This window comes from Caballeronia sp. NCF2, assembly GCF_023631205.1.
Taxonomy (GTDB): Bacteria; Pseudomonadota; Gammaproteobacteria; order Burkholderiales; family Burkholderiaceae; genus Caballeronia; species Caballeronia zhejiangensis.
The window spans coordinates 205,526-222,025 of sequence record NZ_JALQDN010000063.1; the positions used below are offsets into that span (position 1 = coordinate 205,526).

Annotated in this window: 19 protein-coding genes and 1 pseudogene; 11 read left to right on the top strand and 9 right to left on the bottom strand. The window is 62.8% G+C overall.

Translation table 11 applies throughout. The features are described from left to right. Positions 1–3 precede the first annotated feature (3 nt). Entirely contained in the window at positions 4–231 is a 228-nt protein-coding gene (locus tag NCS02_RS23005) for a hypothetical protein (RefSeq protein WP_250503410.1), read from the top strand. Between the two features lie 9 nt (positions 232–240). Here the strand turns inward: NCS02_RS23005 and NCS02_RS23010 are convergent, their stop codons facing one another. Both NCS02_RS23010 and NCS02_RS23015 read right to left on the bottom strand, forming a co-directional pair. Continuing rightward, a complete protein-coding gene (locus NCS02_RS23010) occupies positions 241–999 on the bottom strand; it encodes a TetR/AcrR family transcriptional regulator (RefSeq protein ID WP_175982681.1) in 759 nt (252 codons plus the stop codon). Between the two features lie 140 nt (positions 1,000–1,139). Then, a complete protein-coding gene (locus NCS02_RS23015) occupies positions 1,140–2,354 on the bottom strand; it encodes a trypsin-like serine peptidase (RefSeq protein WP_250436922.1) in 1,215 nt (404 codons plus the stop codon). 1,201 nt (positions 2,355–3,555) lie between these two features. Here NCS02_RS23015 and NCS02_RS23020 point away from each other — a divergent pair. After that, complete coding sequence (locus NCS02_RS23020) at positions 3,556–3,795, top strand: hypothetical protein (RefSeq protein WP_250503420.1); 240 nt, start codon at positions 3,556–3,558, stop codon at positions 3,793–3,795. Positions 3,796–3,839: 44 nt separating this feature from the next. Here NCS02_RS23020 and NCS02_RS23025 read toward each other — a convergent pair whose 3' ends face one another. Next, positions 3,840–4,232 carry a hypothetical protein gene (locus NCS02_RS23025; RefSeq protein ID WP_250520002.1) on the bottom strand — a complete coding sequence of 131 codons (393 nt, stop codon included), beginning with the start codon at positions 4,230–4,232 and terminating at the stop codon, positions 3,840–3,842. A gap of 210 nt (positions 4,233–4,442) precedes the next feature. On the opposite strand from NCS02_RS23025, the gene NCS02_RS23030 reads away from it, so the two are divergent. Further along, positions 4,443–5,189, top strand: a complete 747-nt coding sequence (locus tag NCS02_RS23030) for an SDR family NAD(P)-dependent oxidoreductase (RefSeq protein WP_250503412.1) — start codon at positions 4,443–4,445, stop codon at positions 5,187–5,189. Positions 5,190–5,199: 10 nt separating this feature from the next. On the opposite strand, the gene NCS02_RS23035 is transcribed toward NCS02_RS23030, so the two are convergent. Further along, a complete protein-coding gene (locus NCS02_RS23035) occupies positions 5,200–5,886 on the bottom strand; it encodes a CBS domain-containing protein (protein ID WP_008349162.1) in 687 nt (228 codons plus the stop codon). Positions 5,887–6,004: 118 nt separating this feature from the next. Here NCS02_RS23035 and NCS02_RS23040 point away from each other — a divergent pair, with 118 nt between their 5' ends. The 3 genes from NCS02_RS23040 (at position 6,005) to NCS02_RS23050 (ending at position 8,732) form a co-directional block, all read left to right on the top strand. Beyond that, positions 6,005–6,391: a hypothetical protein gene (locus tag NCS02_RS23040; RefSeq protein ID WP_250503413.1), complete on the top strand. Its 387-nt coding sequence runs from the start codon at positions 6,005–6,007 to the stop codon at positions 6,389–6,391. A 549-nt stretch (positions 6,392–6,940) separates the two neighbouring features. Continuing rightward, on the top strand, positions 6,941–8,038 hold the full coding sequence (locus NCS02_RS23045; RefSeq protein ID WP_175982103.1) for a glycosyl hydrolase: 1,098 nt from the start codon (positions 6,941–6,943) through the stop codon (positions 8,036–8,038). Between the two features lie 277 nt (positions 8,039–8,315). Beyond that, on the top strand, positions 8,316–8,732 hold the full coding sequence (locus NCS02_RS23050) for a ferredoxin reductase domain-containing protein (protein WP_250441209.1): 417 nt from the start codon (positions 8,316–8,318) through the stop codon (positions 8,730–8,732). Positions 8,733–8,741: 9 nt separating this feature from the next. On the opposite strand, the gene NCS02_RS23055 is transcribed toward NCS02_RS23050, so the two are convergent. Next, positions 8,742–9,395, bottom strand: a complete 654-nt coding sequence (locus NCS02_RS23055; protein ID WP_175982102.1) for an HAD family hydrolase — start codon at positions 9,393–9,395, stop codon at positions 8,742–8,744. Positions 9,396–9,550: 155 nt separating this feature from the next. Here NCS02_RS23055 and NCS02_RS23060 point away from each other — a divergent pair, with 155 nt between their 5' ends. The 5 genes from NCS02_RS23060 to NCS02_RS23080 all read left to right on the top strand — a co-directional run bounded on the left by NCS02_RS23060 (position 9,551) and on the right by NCS02_RS23080 (position 14,708). Further along, complete coding sequence (locus tag NCS02_RS23060) at positions 9,551–10,777, top strand: FAD-dependent monooxygenase (protein WP_008349167.1); 1,227 nt, start codon at positions 9,551–9,553, stop codon at positions 10,775–10,777. Between the two features lies 1 nt (position 10,778). Next, the gene (locus NCS02_RS23065) at positions 10,779–11,534 is read left to right on the top strand and encodes a maleate cis-trans isomerase family protein (protein ID WP_275445957.1); all 756 of its coding nucleotides are present in this window, start codon (positions 10,779–10,781) and stop codon (positions 11,532–11,534) included. A 674-nt stretch (positions 11,535–12,208) separates the two neighbouring features. Then, positions 12,209–13,024: an alpha/beta fold hydrolase gene (locus NCS02_RS23070; RefSeq protein ID WP_250503415.1), complete on the top strand. Its 816-nt coding sequence runs from the start codon at positions 12,209–12,211 to the stop codon at positions 13,022–13,024. Between the two features lie 17 nt (positions 13,025–13,041). After that, on the top strand, positions 13,042–14,082 hold the full coding sequence (locus NCS02_RS23075; RefSeq protein ID WP_250503416.1) for a 2,5-dihydroxypyridine 5,6-dioxygenase NicX family protein: 1,041 nt from the start codon (positions 13,042–13,044) through the stop codon (positions 14,080–14,082). Beyond that, entirely contained in the window at positions 14,079–14,708 is a 630-nt protein-coding gene (locus NCS02_RS23080) for an isochorismatase family protein (protein WP_250503417.1), read from the top strand. The genes NCS02_RS23075 and NCS02_RS23080 overlap by 4 nt, the downstream gene beginning before the upstream one ends. On the opposite strand, the gene NCS02_RS23085 is transcribed toward NCS02_RS23080, so the two are convergent. From NCS02_RS23085 to NCS02_RS23100, 4 genes and pseudogenes are all read right to left on the bottom strand, one after another. Then, positions 14,674–15,012, bottom strand: a complete 339-nt coding sequence (locus NCS02_RS23085; protein ID WP_008349173.1) for a hypothetical protein — start codon at positions 15,010–15,012, stop codon at positions 14,674–14,676. The two genes, NCS02_RS23080 and NCS02_RS23085, sit on opposite strands and share 35 nt — an antisense overlap. Positions 15,013–15,177: 165 nt before the next feature. Then, the gene (locus tag NCS02_RS23090) at positions 15,178–15,396 is read right to left on the bottom strand and encodes a hypothetical protein (RefSeq protein ID WP_250523303.1); all 219 of its coding nucleotides are present in this window, start codon (positions 15,394–15,396) and stop codon (positions 15,178–15,180) included. A 79-nt stretch (positions 15,397–15,475) separates the two neighbouring features. After that, on the bottom strand, positions 15,476–16,219 hold the full coding sequence (phbB, locus tag NCS02_RS23095; protein WP_008349175.1) for an acetoacetyl-CoA reductase: 744 nt from the start codon (positions 16,217–16,219) through the stop codon (positions 15,476–15,478). A 131-nt stretch (positions 16,220–16,350) separates the two neighbouring features. Further along, positions 16,351–16,500: pseudogene (locus tag NCS02_RS23100) on the bottom strand (acetyl-CoA C-acetyltransferase); the annotation flags it as partial.

A 16,500-nucleotide genomic window follows, 5' to 3' on the forward strand; every position in this document is an offset into this window, starting at 1 on the left:
AAGATGAGTCAGGAACTGGAAGTGTTGACCGGCAAGCTGCATGGCCTCACCGCCGCGCTCAGCGTGATCGCGGCGGCGTTGCCGCAACAGGCATCGGCGGATGTACAGGAAACATTGCGCGACATGATCGGCGAAACGGCATCGTCGGACTTGCCCGGCGCGACGCTCGCATCGATGCATTCGACCATCGCGCAAGTGCTCGAGTCGATGGAAATCGGTTTGCGGCGCTGAACCTTGCTTTTATGCGGCGCGTGCGGAGCGCGTCGTCTTCGGCTTCGCGACCTTCTTCGCGCTGGCCGGAGATGACGCGCTCGCCTGCGCCTCCAGACCGCCGACGATGAAGTTCGTCAACTGCTCCAGCGTTTCGTTCGCGTCCCACGGATCGCACGCGCCCTTGGCGAGCACGTCGAGACGATGCGTGTCGGAGAACGCGTAGAGATATGCGCCGATCATCATGGTCACACGCCAGTAGAGATCTTTCGCGGGCAGGCCGGGCAGCGCGGCGCGCAGCGCTTCGACGTAGGCATCGGTCGAATCGCCGTAAGCGGTGCTGCGCAGGCTGTACGAGATTTCGGGCGGCTCCGTGTGCAGGCGCGCCTGCAGACGAATGAACGCGCGGCCGCCGTCCGTCTTGCGCAGCGCGACGAGCGGCAGCAGAAACGCGCGCACGATATCGCGCACGTTCGCCTCTTTTCCATCGATCAGTTCATTGAGCAGCGTCACGCGCTCTTCGGAGATCAGCATCGCGCGGCGCAGGAACACCTGCTCGAAAAGCTGCTGCTTGGTGCCGAAGTAATACGTGATGAGCGCCTGCGTGACGCCGCACGACGCGGCCACTTCCTTGAGCGATGTGCCCGCGTAACCGCGCTGCGAGAAATCGACCTCGGCTGCGTCGAGGATGTTCTCACGTTGATTGATATTGCCCGCCGGGCGGCCAAGCCGCTTGCGCTTGCTCGATGCGCCGTGTGCGCGGACGTGAGTGGTGTCGTCTTTCGTCATGCCTGAGCGATGCTGCCGATGAAGTGAGAAGCCGGTTCGCTTCGTATTCTACGGGCGTTTGAGGCATGCTCCAGCGAATTCGTCGGAAAAGGCGAAGTGGCCCGCGCGCCGTTCGAAGCGAACGGGCCACCGCGACCGGCCTAGTTGCAATATCCCTGCGATGCGTACGTGCCGCCGCCCGGCGCGGCGGTCGAACACAGCGTGTTCAGCAGCGACGCGATGTTGCCTGCTCCGTAATTGCCATAAGTCGCGTTCGGATACTGCGTGTTCTGACGGAACTGCGACGCATAGTTGTCCTTGATCGCGTTCGGATCGGACGAGCCCCAGGACGTCACGCCGATGATCGACAGATTCGACGCATTGCCGATGACCGCGCCCCCGGAAAGCACGGCATCGCGCGGCCTGAAGTTGACGATCCACGGTCCGCCGCTCGCGCCGCTCGTGAGATTGCTGCCCTGCCAGAGTTGCGATGCGCCGCTCACGGTCGTCGTATAGGCCGGGCCATCGGTGCGCTGCATGATCGCGCCGCCGTCGAGCAAGGTCGGATAGCCGAAGGTCGTGACGGCGGCCGTCTGAAGATTCCCGGTCTTCGGCGACGATATGAAGGAATAGTTGTTCCAGCCATAGCTCAAATAGCCGGTGATATCGCCGATAAACTGATTCGACGCGTTCTTCGCGATCGCGATGACGGCGATGTCGTTGTTGCGCGCCGAGCCCGAGCCGGTATCGGTGCCGTTCGCCCACGCCGATGGCCGCACGAGTGCCGCCCAGTTCCACGTTCCATAAGGCGCGATCTGAGCAGACGTGGCGCCGGACGCGCCGTAGTGTCCGGGGCGGAATTGCCAGTTCGAGAACAGCGAACTTCCGCTGCCGAAGCTCTGGATGCAGTGCGCCGCCGTGACGATCACACTTCTGCGAATCAGGCTCGCGGTGCAGTAGCCGGCGCTGAAGGTGAGCTTGCCGATCGCCCGATACGGATACGTCGTGCTGAGATAGTTCGCGCTCGTGGTGCCCGCCGCGCTCTGGTTGCCGTCCTGCACGCGGCCGGTCGAATAGGGTATGCCGAAGGTGCCATACGCTCTCGTCTGCGCATTGCTCACGATGCCGGCCGGCGTGTTGACGCCCGGCGTATAAGGCCCGGCGCTGGTTTCCGGCATGATCGCGGATGTGTCCGGCGGCGCGAGCACATTGACGACCGGCTTAAGATTCGACAGATCCGCCGGCGCCTCGCGCGATGCCGCCGGATTCGGATTCACCACGGCTTCGTCGTCTGCATGAGCGACGCCTGCGCTCGCCATCGACAGAGCGACAAGCGCCGTCGCCTCCACGCACGCGACTCGTTTCGATCTCTTCATGACACCCTCCGGTTGAAAGATACGATGTGTCGGCTGACGCATCGATCCGCCGTTCTTTGGTATTCCTAAGTCTTATGAAAAACACTGGGCCGGCTTGTCGATCTTGCGTTCGTGTTCTGATTCGTCGGATGCTTGGCTGCGCGCTTTGCTTCGACGAATGCGCGCGCGTCTATGCAATAGATCAGGAAAGCGAACGATAAATAACTCTAGTTCAAATTTGCGCCAATCTCGATCCCGGTCTTTGATCAGCGGATAGAGACGATATCCCCGTCCGATTGACCGGTCGTGCGCTTGGAGTGCGGTCTACGGCACAGAGCGCGTTTGACGCTTCGCATCCATACAGATAGCCTACATTCACCTTTCTACGGAAGCCAGCAACGGGTGCGCGAAACGCGTGACATTCGGCATCGCGAAGATTCATCGACATGCGATGCATCTGCTGGCTGGCCGCCGCGCCTGCGCGCGATTCTGACGTGCAAGACCGGGACGAGCGTATGAACTTACGACGCTTCCGGCCGTCCGCAAACGTTCTCTGAGCGCTCGCGCACTGCGCGAAATGACGACGCCCTCGCGTCCGGTTAATTACCGCACAGAACGCACCGTACAGCCTGTCATTCTTGCCCCACATCGCGTTCGACTCTGCATCCGACGCGTGGCGAAGAAACACTACAAGGGGCACAAATGAGCAATCCTAAAAAATTCAAATTGAATACTGCGATCAAACTCAGCGTCATCGTGATCGCGGCGGCCATGTCGAATTTCGCGTCCGCGCAAACGACGGGGAATCCTTGCAACCAGACTTCCGAGGGATGCGTGCCGCTCGGCACGAGCGCCGTGATGATGGTTGCGGCGGCGGACTCGCAGACGCGTGTATCGCCGACGACGGATCCGACCGTCGAAACGGTGTCGGCGGTCGTGCCGTTGCTCGAGGGCGGTCGCGGTGGCGAGGGATCGCCTGGAGCGGCTTCGGGCGGCGGAAATTCGAGTGGCTCGGGATCGGGTGCGGGTGCGGGTGCGGGCGCGGGCGGCGGTCAAGGCTCGTCCAGCAGCGGTCCGGGCGCGACGGCGGGGGCTGGCGGAAGCACGAGCGGCGGAGGCACCGGAACCGGCACAGGATCGGGTGGAACAGGTAACGGCAGTCAGGGCGCTGGAGATTCCGGTGGCGACTCCGGCGGGGACTCGGGCGGCGATTCGAGTGGACATGGGCACCATGGTCACGGGCACGGGCATGGCGATGGCGATGGTGACGGCGACGGCGATGGGCATGGCCACGGTCATGGACATGGCCACGGCGATGGTGACGGTGATGGCCACGGTCATGGTCATGGCGATGGCCACGGCGATGGTCATGGTGACGGACACGGTGATGGCCACGGCGATGGTCATGGTGATGGCCACGGCGACGGACACGGTGATGGCCACGGGGATGGACACGGCGTAGGGCATGGCGACGGTCACGGCGATGGTCATGGTGACGGCCACGGCCTAGGTCACGGCGATGGCCATGGCGACGGCCACGGCGATGGTCATGGCGACGGCGGTCATGGCGGAGTTGGTCACGGAGACGGCGGTCATGGCGACGGCGGCCATGGCAACGGTTCGCCTGGCGGCCACGGTAGCGGTAACGGCAATGGCGGCGCAGCCGGTGGTCACGGTGGCGGCGGTCAAGGCGGTGGCAACGGCGGCAATGGCGGCGGCGGTCACGGCGGTGGTGGAAGCGGCGGCGGTAGCGGCGGCGGTAGCGGTGGCGGCGGCGGTCACGGTGGCGGCGGCGGTCACGGTGGTGGCGGCAACGGCGGTGGCGGCAACGGCGGCGGCGGCGGTGGCGGCAACGGCGGCGGCGGCAACGGCGGCGGTCACGGCGGCGGTGGCGGTCACGGTGGCGGCGGAGGCCACGGCGGCCGGTAACTTGGCAGCATGGCGCAAGGAAGAACCGATGCTCTTAACCCGGCATCGGTTTTTTCCTTTACTTGCCGTGAGCGCCTCGCGCGTATCCGCGATACCCGATCATCGATCGCATCGCGATCAGCGAAATCATCACGACGCGCGCAAACTGGGCCCTTCTCACCCATGACGAAGGATCGCGCCATGCCCTCTCACACTCTCGATCTGAACGGCCGCGTCGCGCTCGTGACGGGCGGCTCACGCGGCATCGGTCGCGCGATTTCGCTCGCTCTCGGCGCATCCGGTGCATCGGTAGCGGTGAACTATCGGCAGCGCGAAAACGAGGCCACCGGCGTGGTCGCGGAAATCGAGCGCAGCGGCAATCGCGCGATCGCGGTACGCGCCGACGTGTCGACAGGCAACGACGTCACCGCGATGATCGACGACATCGTTCAACGCCTCGGCCACATCGACATCTTGGTGAACAACGCGGGCACAGCGACGATGATCGATATCGACGATCTCACCGAAGCCGAGTTCGACCGCACGCTCGCCGTCAATCTGAAGTCGGCGTTTCTCTGCACGCAAGCCGTGCTCAACGGCATGCGCGCGCGGCGCTGGGGACGCATCGTCAATCTGTCGTCGGCGGCGGCGCGCGGGCCGGGTCTGGTGGGCGTTCACTACAACGCATCGAAGGCGGGCCTCGAAGGTCTGACGCGCGGTTACGCCGCACGGCTCGCGCGCGATGGCATCACCGTCAACGCCGTCGCGCCCGGACCGATCGACACCGAAATGGCCGAACCGCTCAAGGCGTCGAATGTTGCGGAGCGGCTGCCCGTCGGGCGGCTCGGAGAAGCGGACGAAGTCGTGGACGTCGTGATGACGCTAATCGGCAACGCGTTCATCACCGGACAGACGATTCCGGTGAACGGCGGCGCCAGCTTCATCTGAAGAGACGCTGCTACACCCTCGGCGGGCCGACGTGCGTGACGACTTCCTTCACGCCCGGCGCGTTTTCGGCCGCGACGCGAACGGCCTTCGCTTCGTCGTCGTTCGTGACCGTCATCCACAGATGCACGGTCCCGTTTTCGACGATGACGTTCTCGCGAGCGAGCGCCCACGGATGGCCCGACATCGCCGCGATGACCGCCTCGCGGATCGAGTGATCGGTGATATCGGCATCGACGGGCAACTCGGGCGCCATTGTGACGAGCGCGCGAATCAGATTGGCGCGGCTCACGACACCGACCACCTTGCCGTCGCGCAGCACCGGCACGCGCTTGATGCGCTTGCGTTCGAGCAGCTCGGCGATGTCGGCGACGGGGCATGTTTCGCTCACGGTCGCGACGTCGGTGGTCATCACGTCGCTGACCTTGCGCGCGTGCTCCTTGACATACTGGCTCGCCAGTTCGCGCGTGGATGCAACGAGTTCGAGCCACCACGCGCGCTGCTTGACGCCGGTCCCGATCTCCGCGCGATGCATCAGGTCGCCCTCGGTGACGATGCCGAGCAGGTTGCCCTCCTCGTCGATCACAGGCATGCCGCTGATGCCGGCGAATACCATCGTGCCCGCGGCCTGGCGCACGGACATATCGGGACTGGCGGAAACGATCGATGTCGTCATGATGTCGGCAGCTCGCACGTTCATCTCCCTCTGAAAAGACAGTGGCGTTATGGATAAGCGTTATGGTGCCTGCGGCGTCGGGTCGTCGTCCGGCCGGCGCGTGCGTCGAGCTTGATACAGGTCAACGGTCAGAATGCGCGCGATGAAGAAACGGAACCGCCCTCTCGCACCGCTGCTCGCGATGCGAACCCATCATCGGGAGCTTGATGAACGATACAACAGAACGCGCTGCGATACCGATCTCAAGTATGCGCTCACGCGGTTCGAGCTGAAGGTCGAACCCGCGCTCTTCGGCCTGCGCACGATCATGGACGAATCCGTCGAGATTTGCGCGAATCGCAGGCGCACTGCAGAAACGGTCATTCTTCCCGCCGTCGAGTGCCATCTATCGGAATTCGACCAGGCACCCATCGACGCAGCACTCGAATCTCGGCCCGACGCTTCCGCGATGCAACATCGAAGGAGAGCGCCGGGAGTTCTGTACCGCCTGATAACAGAGGCCGTCAGAGCCGTCGGGAGAATTTACTGACTCCGAACTCGAATCCGAAGAAGTAAGTTTTTCTGCCACCGCAACGCCGCAGCAGATTTTTTTACTGTGACAGACGTTTACATTCATCTCATAAGACGATAACCTTGCAGCCGTTGATCAGGTTTCGGCAACGGTTGCCGAGGTAGCGGAATAACTCCGAAACGATTCGGCAAGTTTGACTGCAAACGCGCAAACGTTACCTATCCGACGACGATGCCTTCGAACTGAGCAGGTTTGTCATTTCGTAAGGCCCACGAGAGCGAACGCAATCGTTTGCTCGACTCAGCCATCCAGAGCGCCTGCTGCATCGCGCAATGGACCCAGCAGTGAATCCGTGCCGTTCAGTCTGTCCTTTAGCGCCTAACTTCGGCGTCGAGCAAACAGTCTGTCCTGAGCATGTAGTTTGGATGACTAACGAGTGTCATTTCGACGACAAACGGATCAGACGATCGCCACGTTTCCGAGTGGCATCGTGAATCACTGAAGAGGTCCGGGCAGCATTCTGGGTTTTACGAGCCTTACGCAAGTACATTAGTACCACTAAACACAATGACGAACCTTAACCAGACCTCGCTTCGTAACTTCAACGTTTTCTCGGCCCGCAAGGCCGCAGCGATCGCCACGGCAGCGCTTACGAGCGTGCTGCTCGCCGCGTGCGGCGGCGGCGGTGAAACCGCGTTCGACGACGCGACTGCCAAGAGCGCCGCCGCTCCGGAATCGACGGCGAAAGCGGCGACGAGCACGTCGATCTTCTACGGCGCGAACGGCCGCAACACGAACGGCGGCGCGTACGACTCGACGCCCGTGGCGACGCAGCTCGCGCAACTGAAGGACATCGGCGCGACGATCTATCGTAACGACGTATACAACCTGGCGTCGGCGAAGGTCATCGCGAAGATGGCGCAGACGATGGCGGCGAGCGGCGTGACCGTGTATCCCGTGATCCTGCTCGGCACCGGCTTCAGCAACGAACAGGATGCGTACAACGCGGCCTACACGCTCGGCGCGCAAGTCGCGAGCACGTACAAGTACAAGTACTACGAAGTCGGCAACGAACTCGAAGCGACGGCGCTGAACGGCAACGTCGACGGCACGAGCTGGACGCATTACAAGAATCAGCCCTACGTCGTCGCGCGCGGCGTGATCCGCGGTCTCATCGCCGGCGTGAAGTCGAAGGACAGCACGGCGAAGATTGTCGTCAACGGAACGTGGCTGCACTACGCGTTCTTCCAAATGCTGATGGACGGCTCGCAGCCGGACGGCACCCGCGGCCACCCGACGGTTAGCTGGGACATCACCGCATGGCACTGGTATTCGGATCAGGGCAACATGACGCGCGCATGCGGCGGCACGGGTTGTTACGACATGCTCGGCGTTCTCCATTCGTTCGGCAAGCCGGTGTGGCTCAGCGAATTCGGCGTGCGTCCGAACTACGGCACGGATCAGCAGATCGCGAACTACATGGTCGGCAGCATGATGATGGCGCAGTACCAGAGCGTCGCATCGAAGTACAACATCCAGTCGATCCAGGCGTTCGAGCTCTATGACGACAACGAAGGCAACTTCGGGCTGATGAAGTCCGACGGTCAGACGACGAAGCCCGCTTACTGGTCGTACAAGAACTTCGTTGCGACCCACCCGATGTAATTGCGCGGGGCAAGTCACCCCGTTTAACTGACCCAACGATCAACGAGCGACCCACAGTGGTCGCTCGTTGCGTTTTGAGCCCTTAAAACAGGCGGTTTCCTTATCGGCGCGGCCGTATGACTGGTATTCCGTCATGGCGGCTTGTCGGCGGCTGCGGTCCACCCTACTCTGACTGCGAGCCTGCCCCGACGATCACCGCCGGGTTTGGCCATCCCATTCGATCCATACACTGCCTCATCTTCCGTTCTCGGAGGATGCCGGTCCTATTGGAGAAGATATGCGCGACAACCTGATTCCGGTCATCGAACGCGACGTGCTCAAAGAGCGCGTGCGATCCATTCTTTATTGCGGTGAATCCGGCGCCGCGTCGATCGTCGGAATCGCGAAGCGGCTCGCGTCGGCGGGCAGGCACTTCGAAGTGCACCACTTCGCGCGAGCGGCCGACCACGCGATGTTCGTCGATGAATTCGACGCACTGCGCGAGCACGGCAAGATCTACCATCATCTGGACCTGACCGATGATCTCTTCGCACAGGAAAGCGCCTTCACCATGAGTCCGACGCGCGCTTGCACGCAAATCTACTGCAGCGGACCGCCCGCGTTCACGGATCTGGTCGAGCGTCAGGCGCGAGAATGGGTGCACGCCTCGAACATCCACAAGATCGTGCTCAACGATCTCGCTGCGCGCAACTGACGCAAGCCGTCAAAGCGCCGCGGGATCGAGACCCAGCGCCTCTGCCAACTCGCGCGGCGAGCGCACGACCTGCGCTTCCCTGGGGAAAAGCGCGGCGCCTTCATCGTCGAAAGGCCATGCCAGAACGCGCATATGCGCCGCGATGGCGGCACGCGCGCCGGTCGGACTGTCCTCGACTGCGATCACTTCCTCGGGCGTGAGCCGTAAGAGCCACGCCGCGCGCTCGTACGGCTCGGGACTCGGCTTGCCGTTGCGAACATCGTTGACGCTGATGCTCACGAGCGAAGGCTCTTCGATACCGAGCGCACGCAGATTCGCTTCGAGCAGCATGCGCGATGCATTCGACACGATCGCCTGCGTGATGCCCGCGGCCTTCGCGGCGCGATACACCTCCAGCGCGCCGGGACGCGGCACGAGCGCGGGCGCATTCTCCAGATACGTCCGCGCGCGAAACATCGACCAATCCGCGAAGTCGACCGTCAAGCCGAAGCGCTCACGACACAGCGCATGCACCTCCCGCCCCGTCTTGCCGAAGACGAGCGGATGCATCTCCTCGCCCGCCTCCACGCCATGCCGCGCGAGCGCAGCGATCAACGTCTTCAGATGCAGCGACTCGCTTTCCGCGAGCGTGCCGTCCATGTCCCACAAAATCGCCTTGATCAAAGCCTGACTCTTCCTTGTCGTATGCGGACGGTCGCCGCGAAATGGGCGCAGCCTATCACGCCGTCACGAGCATCGTCATTGCCGTTGCATTTATTTATACGGCCATATAATATCGACATCAATCCATACGACTCAATCTTCGGAAGGACGAGATCATGAGCAGAACACTTCGCGTCGGCGTTGTCGGCGGCGGAATCGGCGGGGTCGCATTGACCGGCGCGCTCGCGCGGCACGGCATCGAGGTGCGGCTTTTCGAGCGCGCGGGCGTTTTCGGCGATGTCGGCGCGGGCATCCAGATGACGCCCAATGCGGTGAAGGTGCTGCAGGCGCTCGGCATCGGCGATGCGCTGCGCGATGTCGCGTTCGTGCCGCAAGCGATCGTCGGGCGCAACTGGGAGACCGCGCGCGAGAACTTCCGCATTCCGCTCGCTTCGGAATGCCCGAAGCTGTATGGCGCGCCGTTCTATCACGTGCATCGCGCGGATCTGCATCGCCTGCTGACGACGCTCGTGCCCGCCGATGCCGCGCGTCTGTCGACGAGTTGCATCGACATTCGGCAGGAGAGGGACGCCGCCGTCGCCGTCTTCGACGATGGCAGCGAATTCGAAGCGGACGTGATCGTCGGCGCCGACGGCGTGCGTTCCATCGTGCGCTCGAAGCTCTTCGGCGACGAAGCGCCGCGCTTCACGGGCAACATGTGCTTCCGCGCCGTCGTGCCCTTCGATGAGACGCCCGAATTTGTGAGTCCGGATTCGTCGTTCTGGCTCGGGCCGCACGCGCATGTCGTCACGTATTACGTGCGTGGCGGCGCGGCGGTGAACATCGTCGCGGTCGCGGAGACGCAGAGCTGGGTCGAGGAATCGTGGAACGCGAAGTCGAGCCGTGAGGAATTGCTCGACGCGTTCGAAGGCTGGCATCCGAATTTGCAGCGTCTTTTCGAGCGCGCGGAATCGGTCTTCAAATGGGGCTTGTTCGATCGCGATCCGATGCGGACTTGGTCGCGTGGCAACGTCACATTGCTCGGCGACGCCGCGCATCCGATGTTGCCGTTTCTCTCGCAAGGCGCGGCGATGGCAATCGAAGATGGCTACGTGCTCGCGCAATCGCTCGCGGCGCATGGCACGGACATCGCGCACGCATTGGGCGACTACGAGGCCGAACGTCTGCCGCGCACGAGCCGCGTGCAACTCGAATCGCGCGAGCGGGGCCGCACGTATCACTTGCCGAGCGCGTTCGCGCAGAGAAAGCGCGATCTCATCTACAAGTTCAAGTCGTATCTGAATCCGCAGGCGTCGGGCATTCAGGCCAACTGGGTCTATGCGTACAACGCAACGGATTTCGCGCCGCGCGCGGCTGTGTCCAACGTTTCAGCGGAGGTTTGAGATGCCGGGAAAGGTTTATCGCATCGGGCAGATCGTCCCGAGTTCGAATACGACGATGGAAACCGAAATTCCGGCGATGCTGACTGCGCGTCAATCCATCGAACCGGAGCGTTTCACCTTTCATTCGAGCCGCATGCGGATGAAGAAGGTCGTGAAGGAAGAGCTCGCCGCGATGGATGCTGAGTCGGACCGCTGCGCCGTCGAGCTTTCCGATGCGCGCGTCGATGTGCTGGGTTATGCGTGTCTCGTCGCGATCATGGCGATGGGGCGCGGTTATCACCGCGTATCGCAGGCGCGTTTGACCCGGCATACGGCTGCGAATGGCGGCGAGGCGCCGGTTGTGACGAGCGCTGGTGCTTTGGTCGATGCGTTGAAGGTGATGAAGGCGAAACGCGTCGTCGTGGTGGCGCCTTATATGAAGGCGCTGACTGAGCTTGTGGTCGACTATATTCGAAGCGAAGGGTTCGATGTCATCGACTATCGCGCGCTCGAGATTCCCGACAATCTCGATGTGGCGCGGCATGATCCGGTTCTTCTGCCCGCTATCGTGCAGTCGATGCGCTATCAGGACGCTGATGTCGTCGTTCTCTCCGCTTGCGTGCAGATGCCGTCTTTGTCCGTTGTGCCGATGGTCGAGGCGTTGACCGGGAAGCCCGTCGTGACTGCTGCAATCGCTACTACTTTTGCGATGTTGTCTCAGCTTGGGCTCAAGCGGGTTGTGCCCGGGGCCGGGGCTTTATTGTCTGGGGCTTTTTGATTTTTTTTCTTCGCCGGATCCCGTTTTCGCGTCGGTCTATTAGCGTTGCCCCTGTGCGGGGCGGCACTCACTTTCTTTGCTGCTGCAAAGAAAGTAAGCAAAGAAAGCAGCTCGTTAAGCCCGCGGTCACACGCAATTTGGGTAGTCCTCTCGTCCCCGGTGGCACTCGCCTAAAGAGTGCCCTCATCACAATAACGGGGCTTGGCTCGCGCACGGTCCGCCGCCCGAAAACGCTGAGGACACTGGTTCAGCACGAAAGAGCTTCGGCACAGCGCTACGCGCTGTCGCCGGGTCTGCAAGGGAAACCGGCGAGCGGCGAGTGCCGTGAGATGGAGGCGTTAGTAGAGAAGCACATGCATCCCCGATTGACCGGTCGGCCGCGAAGCGGGCTGGAGCTATTTGGTGCTGAACCAGCTTGTTGTGTGGTGCGATGTGGCAGACCGTGCGCGATCCAAGCCCGGTTGGGCCTATGAGGGCACTCTTTAGGCAGCCCACGAACGACGAGAGGACTACCCAAATTGCGTGTGACCGCGGGCGTATCAGTAGCTGCTTTCTTTGCTTACTTTCTTTGCAGCAGCAAAGAAAGTGAGTGCCGCCCCGCACAGGGGCAGTGCTAATAGACCGCCACGACAACGGGATCCGGCGAAAACGGAAGTAAACGAGAAAGACACACGATGAAATCGACCCTACTCTACGGCGCAAACATCAACGCAAACGGCATCCGCCAACACTATCTGCGCTACGGCGGGCCGCAAGCAACCCACGATGCCATCGTGCTAATCCCCGGCATCACGAGCCCGGCCATCACCTGGGGGTTCGTCGCCGAAACGCTAGCCCGCCACTTCGATACCTACGTGCTTGACGTCCGCGGCCGCGGCCTCTCCGAAGCCTCATCGACGCTCGATTACAGTCTCGACGCGCAAACCGCCGATCTCATCGCGTTCATCGAAGCGATCGGCCTAAAGCAAGCCAACGTGCTCGGCCATTCGATGGGCGCACGCATCGCCCTGCGCGCCGCACGGCAAACAAAGTCCATCGCGCGACTCGCGCTCATCGATCCGCCCGTGTCCGGCCCGGGCCGTCGCGCCTACCCCGCGCAACTCGCGTGGTACATCGATTCGATCGCGCTCGCACGCAAAGGCATCGACGTAGAAGGCATGCGCGCGTTCTGCCCGACGTGGACCGACGAGCAACTGCGCCTGCGCGCGCAATGGCTGCACACCTGCGATGAACGCGCGATCCGCGCGAGCTTCGAAGGCTTCCATACGGACGACATCCACGCCGACATGCCGCACGTCACGCAACCCACGCTGCTGATGTCAGCCGGCCGCGGCGACGTGATCCGCGATGAAGACATCGCAGAAATGCGCGATCTGATGCCGCAACTCGAAGTCGTGAAAGTGCCGAACGCAGGCCACATGATCCCGTGGGACGACGAACAAGGCTTCTATCGCGCGCTCGGTTCGTTCTTCGGCGCAACACTCACCTGAAACGTAGGCGACACATCATGCCAATCAGCGACCATCAACTGATTCAAGCGTGGAAAGAGGTGCTCACGCTGTCGCGCCTGAAAGCAGGCCAGACCGTGACGATCCTCACCGGCGCCGCAACGCATCCGCAAACGCTCGCCTGCGCCTTGATTGCGACGCAATCGATGGGCGCCATCGTCAACCGGCTCGATCTTCCGCCCGTCAACGGCGAGAAGGCGCTGAGCCGCGACGCCCTCGCCTATCTCGGCCAAACGCCGCTCACCGGAAACCGCGCGGCCATCGCGGCCCTCAAGGCAAGCGATCTCGTGCTCGATCTGATGACGCTGCTTTTTTCGCCCGAGCAACACGACATTCTCGCGTCGGGCACGAAGATCCTGCTCGCCGTCGAACCGCCCGAAGTGCTCGTTCGCATGACGCCGTCGCTCGACGACAGAAGGCGCGTGCTCGCCGCCGCGAAGCGCATCGAACAGGCGCGCGAGATGCGCGTCACATCGAAAGGGGGCACCGATCTGCGCTGTCCGCTCGGCGAGTTTCCGGCCATCGCCGAATATGGTTTCGTCGATGAACCCGGCCGCTGGGATCATTGGCCGAGCGGTTTCGCGCTCACTTTTCCGAACGAAGGCGGCGCGAACGGGCGCATCGTGATCGATCGCGGCGACATCCTTCTGCCGCAGAAGAGCTATTGCACGGAACCGGTCGTGCTGACCGTCGAAGGCGGCTACGCGCGCCGCATCGAAGGCGGCGTCGATGCCGATCTCCTGCGCGAATACATGCTCTCGTTCGACGACCCCGAAGCCTTCGCGATCTCGCACATCGGCTGGGGCCTGCAAAAGCGCGCGCACTGGTCGACGCTCGGTCTCTACGATCGCGAGGCGACGCTCGGCATGGACGCCCGCGCGTTCGACGGCAACTTCCTGTTCTCGCTCGGTCCGAACAACGAAGGCGGCGGCAAGCGCACGACGGCTTGCCATATCGACATCCCCTTGCGCCGCTGCACCGTCTCGCTCGACGGCGTGGACGTCGTGCGCGAAGGAAGAACCATCGAGGAAACGTCATGAACGACGAGGTTTATCAGCGGCAAGGTTTCGGCAACGACCTTCGCATCGAAGGCCGCATCGGACTGTTGATCGTCGACTTCGTGAACGGTTTCGCCAATCCGGACGTGTTCGGCGGCGGCAACATCGCGCAGGCGATCGAGCGCACGGTGCCGCTGCTGCGCGCGGCGCGTGAGTTGCGCTGGCCGATCGCGCATAGCCGCATTGTCTATGCCGATGACGACGCCGATGCCAACATCTTCTCGCTCAAAGTCCCCGGCATGCTGACGCTGAAAGAGCACGCGCACGACAGCGCGATCGTGCCGCAACTCGCGCCGGAAGACGGCGAGCTCGTCGTGCGCAAGAACGTGCCGTCGGCGTTCTTCGGCACGTCGCTCGCCGCGTGGCTCACCATGCGCGGCGTCACCACGCTCGCCGTCGCGGGCGCGGTGACGAGCGGCTGCGTGCGCGCGAGCGTCGTCGATGCGATGCAGTTCGGCTTTCGTCCCGTGGTGCTATCCGATTGCGTCGGCGATCGCGCGCTCGCGCCGCATGACGCCAACCTTTTCGATATGGCGCAGAAATACGCGGCCGTGATGTCGTCGGATGAATTGCTCAACCGCGCGCGTCGTTCTCCGGCACGCAGCTGAACGATACGGTCGATGTCTGCTCTTGAAGCGAGCGCACGCCGCTCGTCGCTTCCGACCGGATCGCGACGCGTTGCGCGCGCTGCTTGCAGTATTCGGAGGCGGCGTCCATCGCCGCGTTGCGCGCCGTCACCCACGACATGCGCGTGCCCGTCGCCTTGCCGGTGACGGTGTAGGTGTTGGGCTGCGCGCCGGCCGTGACGCCGTTCGTCGTGCCGCAGGCCGCGAGCAGACACGCGAGCGCGAGCGCGCCGAACGCGCCGAACCTGCGCGGCGTCGAAATCATCGATCTGATGTAAGAGAACATACTGGCGAACCGTGAATTTGAGATACGGCCGAATGGTACAAGCGGACGCGAATTTCTTCACGGATCAGAGGAATGACGCTGCACGACGGGGCCGAACAAGCGGCGGCGCGGGCCTTGCCTGCGCGCGTTTTCACGGTCGACCGCGTGCGCGCTTTGTTGCTCCGCTCAGGCCTGAGCGATGCGATCCAGCAGGCGTTGCAGGCGCGAATGCTGCGACGGCGCGAGTCCCGGTGTGGAAAGCGCCTGCACGACGCGTCCGCGCCAGTATGTCTTGGAGAAGAGCGAGTTCGCGCCTTCGAGGCTCAGCACTCGCTCGAGATGTTCGATCGCCGAATCGAGATGACCGACGCTATAAAGGAGTGCGCGCGCGCTGACGTTGTGCATGGCACGGGTGTTTCAGATGAAGATCGATTCGATGCGAACACGAAGCGGCGCGCGCTGACACACGCGCCGCTCGCGGACATCAGCTCATGTGCTGGCCGCCGTTGATCGCGATGTTCGAGCCGGTGACGAAGCCCGCGTCATCGGAGCACAGGAACGCGACGAGCGCCGCGACTTCCTCGGGCTTGCCGAGACGGCCCGCCGGAATCTGCGGAAGAATCTTCGTGTCGAGGATCTCCTGCGGAATCGCCGTCACCATCTTGGTCGCGAGATAGCCCGGCGAAATCGTGTTCACCGTCACGCCCTTCTTCGCGACTTCGAGCGCGAGCGACTTCGTGAAGCCGTGCATGCCCGCCTTCGCCGCCGAATAGTTCGTCTGGCCGATCTGACCTTTCGAGCCGTTCACCGACGAAATGTTGATGATGCGGCCAAAGCCGCGCGACACCATCTCTTCGCAGACCGGCTTCGTCATGTTGAAAACCGAGTCGAGGTTGGTGCGCAGCACGGAATCCCAGTTCACCTTCGTCATCTTCTTGAAGGTCGTGTCCTGGGTGATACCGGCGTTGTTCACGAGGATATCGATCGGGCCGACTTCAGCCTGGATCTTCGCCACGCAGTGCTGGGCGGAATCGTAATCGGCGACGTCCACGCCATACGCGCGGAAGTTGTAGCCCTGGCGGTCCATGCTCGCAAGCCATTCGCCGACCTTCGCGTTGCCCGGCGAATGCGTCACGACGACCGCGTAACCCGCGTCGTGCAGCTTCATGCTGATTGCTTCGCCCAGACCGCCCATGCCGCCCGTCACCACTGCGATTCGCTTAGTCATGCTGATACTCCTCGTCATTTCTCTCAGGTTAATGAATCTCGGAATGGCGCCGACGCGGCCATCTTGCCCAACGCTAATATTGTTTTGATGACGCGTCGGGACGCGCGCGCGGCGCCGTCGTACTGCATTCGTTACGGACGTTCCACCGCCAGCGCGACACCCATGCCGCCGCCGATGCACAGCGACGCCAGACCCTTCTTCGCGTCGCGCTTCTGCATTTCGTGCAGCAGCGTGACGAGAATCCGGCAGCCCGACGCGCCGATCGGATGACCGATCGCGAT

Coding starts and splice junctions, on each gene's coding strand:
- NCS02_RS23015 (WP_250436922.1), bottom strand. CDS start 2,354: ATGAAGAGATCGAAACGAGTCGCGTGCGTGGAGGCGACGGCGCTTGTC.
- NCS02_RS23050 (WP_250441209.1), top strand. CDS start 8,316: ATGCGCGACAACCTGATTCCGGTCATCGAACGCGACGTGCTCAAAGAG.
- NCS02_RS23005 (WP_250503410.1), top strand. CDS start 4: ATGAGTCAGGAACTGGAAGTGTTGACCGGCAAGCTGCATGGCCTCACC.
- NCS02_RS23075 (WP_250503416.1), top strand. CDS start 13,042: ATGCCAATCAGCGACCATCAACTGATTCAAGCGTGGAAAGAGGTGCTC.
- NCS02_RS23020 (WP_250503420.1), top strand. CDS start 3,556: ATGGGCACCATGGTCACGGGCACGGGCATGGCGATGGCGATGGTGACG.
- NCS02_RS23060 (WP_008349167.1), top strand. CDS start 9,551: ATGAGCAGAACACTTCGCGTCGGCGTTGTCGGCGGCGGAATCGGCGGG.
- NCS02_RS23090 (WP_250523303.1), bottom strand. CDS start 15,396: ATGCACAACGTCAGCGCGCGCGCACTCCTTTATAGCGTCGGTCATCTC.
- NCS02_RS23080 (WP_250503417.1), top strand. CDS start 14,079: ATGAACGACGAGGTTTATCAGCGGCAAGGTTTCGGCAACGACCTTCGC.
- NCS02_RS23085 (WP_008349173.1), bottom strand. CDS start 15,012: ATGTTCTCTTACATCAGATCGATGATTTCGACGCCGCGCAGGTTCGGC.
- NCS02_RS23035 (WP_008349162.1), bottom strand. CDS start 5,886: ATGAACGTGCGAGCTGCCGACATCATGACGACATCGATCGTTTCCGCC.
- NCS02_RS23070 (WP_250503415.1), top strand. CDS start 12,209: ATGAAATCGACCCTACTCTACGGCGCAAACATCAACGCAAACGGCATC.
- NCS02_RS23040 (WP_250503413.1), top strand. CDS start 6,005: ATGAAGAAACGGAACCGCCCTCTCGCACCGCTGCTCGCGATGCGAACC.
- NCS02_RS23045 (WP_175982103.1), top strand. CDS start 6,941: ATGACGAACCTTAACCAGACCTCGCTTCGTAACTTCAACGTTTTCTCG.
- phbB (WP_008349175.1), bottom strand. CDS start 16,219: ATGACTAAGCGAATCGCAGTGGTGACGGGCGGCATGGGCGGTCTGGGC.
- NCS02_RS23030 (WP_250503412.1), top strand. CDS start 4,443: ATGCCCTCTCACACTCTCGATCTGAACGGCCGCGTCGCGCTCGTGACG.
- NCS02_RS23010 (WP_175982681.1), bottom strand. CDS start 999: ATGACGAAAGACGACACCACTCACGTCCGCGCACACGGCGCATCGAGC.
- NCS02_RS23065 (WP_275445957.1), top strand. CDS start 10,779: ATGCCGGGAAAGGTTTATCGCATCGGGCAGATCGTCCCGAGTTCGAAT.